This is a genomic window from Roseospira goensis (assembly GCF_014197795.1).
In the GTDB taxonomy this organism is placed as follows: domain Bacteria; phylum Pseudomonadota; class Alphaproteobacteria; order Rhodospirillales; family Rhodospirillaceae; genus Rhodospira; species Rhodospira goensis.
Map to the genome: position 1 here is coordinate 2,894 of NZ_JACIGI010000065.1, position 3,952 is coordinate 6,845.

Below are 3,952 nucleotides of genomic sequence, written 5' to 3' on the forward strand. Positions count from 1 at the left end.
CAGGGCACCACGTCGACCGGCGCGGGCAGAGGGGCGCGGGCCACCTCGCGGTCGCGGCGGTCCAGCGCGGCGGGGTCGAGGCCCTCAAAGAAGAAGCTGACCGGCACGCCAAGACAGCGGGCCACGTCAAACAGACGGCTGGCGCCGAGGCGGTTGGTGCCGCGCTCGTACTTCTGCACCTGCTGGAAGCTGACGCCGAGGGCGCGGGCCAGGCTGTCCTGGCTCCGGCGCAGCATGGTGCGGCGCAGACGCAGGCGCTGGCCCACGTGGATGTCGAGGGGGTCGGGGCCGTCGATGCTCGCGGTGCGGCGGGGCGCGGAGGCGGCGGCGTCGGGCATGGCGTCTCTCCCATCGGGGGCGCGCCGGGGTGGCGGCGCGCGGGGGTGATGGGGAGACGATGGGCCATATCCCACCACCTGTCAACGGCTAAAATGGGATTTGGCCCATCTCAGGCCCACGAAAAACCCCCGCCGGCCGGCGCGGGCGGGTTCAGAGCGGTTTGACTCTTTCGTCGCGTCGAGTCAGAGTTTGCGCCCTATCGTCGAAACAGGGCGACGCCAATGAAGGAAGAACAGCGCATCCGGTTCACTGTGGATGATCTCGCGGTCATCCTGGGCATGATGAGCCGCGGGGACAATCAGCATGACATCGCCGCTTGGTTCGGGACCAACGGCGGACGGATCGGCGAAGTGGCGTCGGTGCTGAACGGCGACCGCACGCCGGTTGACAAACACGGACATCCTTACCCTTTTCCGGACCCGGCGCCGGAAGAGGGTCTGCTCCCGCGCGGCGCACCGGGCCCCAAGGGTCTGCGCCTGCTGGACGCGGTCGAGCGCGCCATGACCGCGCTTGATGACGGCGACGCCAAGACGGCCCGGGCCGGCCTGTCGGCGGCCCGAAAGGCGTTCCTGGACGGCGATTAGGCGTAATCCGCGTCGCGTTCCAGCACCCGCCGACAGGGCGGGATCCAGGTCAGGCGGGGATGGGCCGGCGTCTTGTCCAGATGCCAGACGAACCAGGCATAGCCGGTGGCGGTCGAGCCCTTGCGGTCCACACGCCCCTTCAGCATCGGCACCCGTTCGCTGAACTGGGCGAACACGCTGGGCGGGCGGTCCCGGAAAATGGCCGTATAGCGCCCGACACTCTCCAGAAAGACCGTGCGGGCCAGGATGGCCACGCCGGAGCGCGCGACGGTCATGGCGCGATCCACGAAGTCCTCTGCCAGACGGAAGGGCGGGTTGGTGATGACCCAGTCATGGGACTTGGCCTCGTAGGGATAGGTCAGGAAATCCCGGACATGGCCGAAGCCATAGCGATGCACGTCGGCCGACCCGACGTCCTTGAAATATTCAGCCAGCGCGCGCGCCATGTGCCCGCGACCGCACGCCGGTTCCAGGCACGTCTTGTCGCGGACGCTGTCCGCGCCGATGGCGTGTTCGATCAGCGCCCGGGTGGCCCAGGGCGGGGTCGGAAAATCATCCAGACTGGTGGCCGGTTCGACCCGTTGGGCCATCACGGCATGGGACGTGTTCTGCATCGCACCCTCCCTGTTGGAACCGGAAGGGTACGATCGTTCATCGCCCTTAGCAAGAATATACAGCCGATTCAAGAAAGTGCGGGGTGTTTCTAAGATTCCGCTGCGATTCGTGTAGAGGGCTACGCAACCTGTGGGAGCCCGGCCACCTTTGCGATCCGGGAGATGGCGGCGGTTTCGTCCCCCCTGAAGAACGGCAGGGCGTCGAGCCTGTTCTGGGCTCGTTTGAAATTCTTGAGGCTGATGCCGCGCAGGCCTTCGTCCTCCAGCAGCGCGATCACCCGGAAGGTGTCGGCCCACTCGACCAGGTCAAGCCGGGGCGGCGGCTTCAGCGCCTCCGCCCGGACGACGGTCTTCGGCACCTTGACCAGATTCCGTACACGCATCGCCGCGTCCTCTGTCTAGGTCACCGCCGATTGTACTTCCCGACCACGAGGTGATAGCTCACCACGTCCTCTTTCGGGACACACAGGTCCCCCGCCGGGTTGAACTGGTGCAGTTTCAGGCCCTCGGCGTCCAGGCGCACCAGGCGCTTGACCAGGGCGCACTGGCTGCCGTCAAGGCGTCGGATCACCAGCACGTCCTGGCCGGCATAGGGCGGCCGGGTCGGGTGACACAGGATCATGTCGCCCGGTTCATAAACCGGGCTCATGCTGTCGCCAACCATGTAGAAGCTGAAGCCGCCCTTGACGCCTTCCAGCGGCTCCGGCCGGCGCACCCATTCAATGGGCTCGAAGGTCACGATCATCTCGCCGTCGGGGCCGCCCTGGGCCGACCCGAAGACCGGCAGGTCGCGCGCCCCCACCAGGCCTTCCGTGCGGATGGTCGAGAGATCCACATTTGGATCGGTGGGCTGCCCCGCACCGGGTGCGCGCGGCGCCTGAGGCATGTCGTGATCGGTCGTGAGCCAAGCTGCCGTCGTCCCTAGCTGGGCCGCCAGCTTGTTCAGCTTCTGGTATCGCGGCTCTTTGGTGCGGCCCTCCAGAATATCGCGCACGTACGTTTCGTTGAGGCCACTGTCCAGGGAGAGTCGCTTCATGTCGGTACGGCCGGTTTCTGCCATGCGCTTGCGCAGGTTCCGGGCCAGGATCGTGGGCTCGTGCATGTGGGCAGTATCCCACTGGGGACGGGTCGTGGTCGAATGGGTTTTTGCCCCTTGACGGAGTGGGTTTAGCCCCACTATCATCCCATCCATGGCCGACACTTCTCCCATAGTCCGCGAGATCGAGCAGTTTTGCCGCCGTCACCGCATGGCGGAGACCACGTTCGGTCGCCTCGCGGCGAACGACGGCAAGCTGGTGCGGCGATTGCGCTCCGGCGGCCGCATGTGGCCCGAGAACGAACAGCGGGTCCGCGACTTCATGCAGGCGCGCGACGCACCGCCCACCCCCCACCCCGACGAAGCCGCCTGACCCCGCCACCCTCGCACCTGGAGCGCAACAAACCCATGGTCGATCCAAAGTCCATCACCACCGAACTGGTGCAGGAGCGGTTTTCCGACGCGCTGGCGGCGCGGTGCGGGCCGGGCAAGGCGGTCAGTGTCTCGGCGCTGGCCGAGCAGACCGGGATCGACGAGCGCACCATCAACGCCTGGCGCCGGCGGGAGGCCACGGCCTGCCTGTCGAAGATGCTGAAGGTGGCGGCGGCGCTCGGCCCGGGCGTGGTCAACGACGTGTTCGTGTTGGCCGGCCTGGGTGGGATGGAGCGTCTCGAAGCCCCCGACGCGCCCGACAGCTACGGCATCAACGCAGACCTTTCGGCTGCGCTGGCCATGTTCGGCCGGCATCTGGCGGACGGCCGCATCGACCACCGCGAACTGGCCGAACAGCGGCCCGAACTGGGCGCGCTGTACGAGGCGATCGGCCGGTGGATCGCCGCTTACGACCAGGGTCAGGGCGACGCCGTCACACCGCTCCGTGCAACCGGCCGGAGGACCTGAACATGGATCTCCGCCGCCTCGACTGGATCCTGATCAAGGCCCAGACCATGTCGCTGAGCCCGCGCGAGCAGCGGTTCATCGCCGACATGATCGACCGGCGCGAGCGGTACGGCGACGCCGTGCCGGTCTCGGACAAGCAGGAAGACTGGCTGGAGTCCATCGCGGCGAGGGCGGCATGAACCCCCGGGTCCACTATGCGGTCACCACGGACGACGCCGGCCGCTCGGTCACCCTCCGCCGGTACGTCAACACCCGGTCGGCACCGCTGGACACACTGGTTTTCTCCGGTCCCCAGGCCCAGGCCATCGGGCTGGAGCTGATCGCCAAGGCCCGCGCGACCATGCCGCCGACCGAGGACCATCCCGCCTCCGCCAACGACCAGCGGATCGACCTGACCGCCCCGGTGCCCACCGACGCTGTCGAGGCCGACCGCCAGTGCCGGGCCCTGATGGGCGATCCCCGGTACTGGAAGCAGCGCG

Annotated in this window: 9 protein-coding genes; 5 read left to right on the top strand and 4 right to left on the bottom strand. The window is 67.8% G+C overall.

Annotated features, from left to right (window positions below; genetic code table 11):
- The coding region (locus GGD88_RS18135; RefSeq protein WP_184438129.1) for a helix-turn-helix domain-containing protein at window positions 1-338 on the bottom strand (338 nt) is incomplete at its 3' end.
- A gap of 222 nt (window positions 339-560) precedes the next feature.
- Here GGD88_RS18135 and GGD88_RS18140 point away from each other — a divergent pair.
- Complete coding sequence (locus tag GGD88_RS18140; RefSeq protein WP_184438130.1) at window positions 561-923, top strand: hypothetical protein; 363 nt, start codon at window positions 561-563, stop codon at window positions 921-923.
- Here the strand turns inward: GGD88_RS18140 and GGD88_RS18145 are convergent.
- The 3 genes from GGD88_RS18145 to GGD88_RS18155 form a co-directional block, all read right to left on the bottom strand.
- Complete coding sequence (locus GGD88_RS18145; RefSeq protein ID WP_184438132.1) at window positions 920-1,537, bottom strand: SAM-dependent methyltransferase; 618 nt, start codon at window positions 1,535-1,537, stop codon at window positions 920-922. The two genes, GGD88_RS18140 and GGD88_RS18145, sit on opposite strands and share 4 nt — an antisense overlap.
- Window positions 1,538-1,656: 119 nt before the next feature.
- The gene (locus GGD88_RS18150; RefSeq protein ID WP_184438134.1) at window positions 1,657-1,920 is read right to left on the bottom strand and encodes a hypothetical protein; all 264 of its coding nucleotides are present in this window, start codon (window positions 1,918-1,920) and stop codon (window positions 1,657-1,659) included.
- A 20-nt stretch (window positions 1,921-1,940) separates the two neighbouring features.
- A complete protein-coding gene (locus tag GGD88_RS18155; protein WP_184438136.1) occupies window positions 1,941-2,639 on the bottom strand; it encodes a S24 family peptidase in 699 nt (232 codons plus the stop codon).
- Window positions 2,640-2,727: 88 nt separating this feature from the next.
- On the opposite strand from GGD88_RS18155, the gene GGD88_RS18160 reads away from it, so the two are divergent.
- The 4 genes from GGD88_RS18160 to GGD88_RS18175 form a co-directional block, all read left to right on the top strand.
- On the top strand, window positions 2,728-2,946 hold the full coding sequence (locus GGD88_RS18160) for a hypothetical protein (protein WP_184438138.1): 219 nt from the start codon (window positions 2,728-2,730) through the stop codon (window positions 2,944-2,946).
- Between the two features lie 35 nt (window positions 2,947-2,981).
- The gene (locus tag GGD88_RS18165) at window positions 2,982-3,473 is read left to right on the top strand and encodes a hypothetical protein (protein ID WP_184438140.1); all 492 of its coding nucleotides are present in this window, start codon (window positions 2,982-2,984) and stop codon (window positions 3,471-3,473) included.
- A 2-nt stretch (window positions 3,474-3,475) separates the two neighbouring features.
- On the top strand, window positions 3,476-3,652 hold the full coding sequence (locus GGD88_RS18170) for a hypothetical protein (RefSeq protein ID WP_184438142.1): 177 nt from the start codon (window positions 3,476-3,478) through the stop codon (window positions 3,650-3,652).
- Window positions 3,649-3,952 (top strand): hypothetical protein (locus tag GGD88_RS18175; protein ID WP_184438144.1); only part of this gene is annotated, 304 nt, incomplete at its 3' end. The genes GGD88_RS18170 and GGD88_RS18175, both read left to right, overlap by 4 nt.

Coding starts and splice junctions, on each gene's coding strand:
- GGD88_RS18140 (WP_184438130.1), top strand. CDS start 561: ATGAAGGAAGAACAGCGCATCCGGTTCACTGTGGATGATCTCGCGGTC.
- GGD88_RS18145 (WP_184438132.1), bottom strand. CDS start 1,537: ATGCAGAACACGTCCCATGCCGTGATGGCCCAACGGGTCGAACCGGCC.
- GGD88_RS18150 (WP_184438134.1), bottom strand. CDS start 1,920: ATGCGTGTACGGAATCTGGTCAAGGTGCCGAAGACCGTCGTCCGGGCG.
- GGD88_RS18155 (WP_184438136.1), bottom strand. CDS start 2,639: ATGCACGAGCCCACGATCCTGGCCCGGAACCTGCGCAAGCGCATGGCA.
- GGD88_RS18160 (WP_184438138.1), top strand. CDS start 2,728: ATGGCCGACACTTCTCCCATAGTCCGCGAGATCGAGCAGTTTTGCCGC.
- GGD88_RS18165 (WP_184438140.1), top strand. CDS start 2,982: ATGGTCGATCCAAAGTCCATCACCACCGAACTGGTGCAGGAGCGGTTT.
- GGD88_RS18170 (WP_184438142.1), top strand. CDS start 3,476: ATGGATCTCCGCCGCCTCGACTGGATCCTGATCAAGGCCCAGACCATG.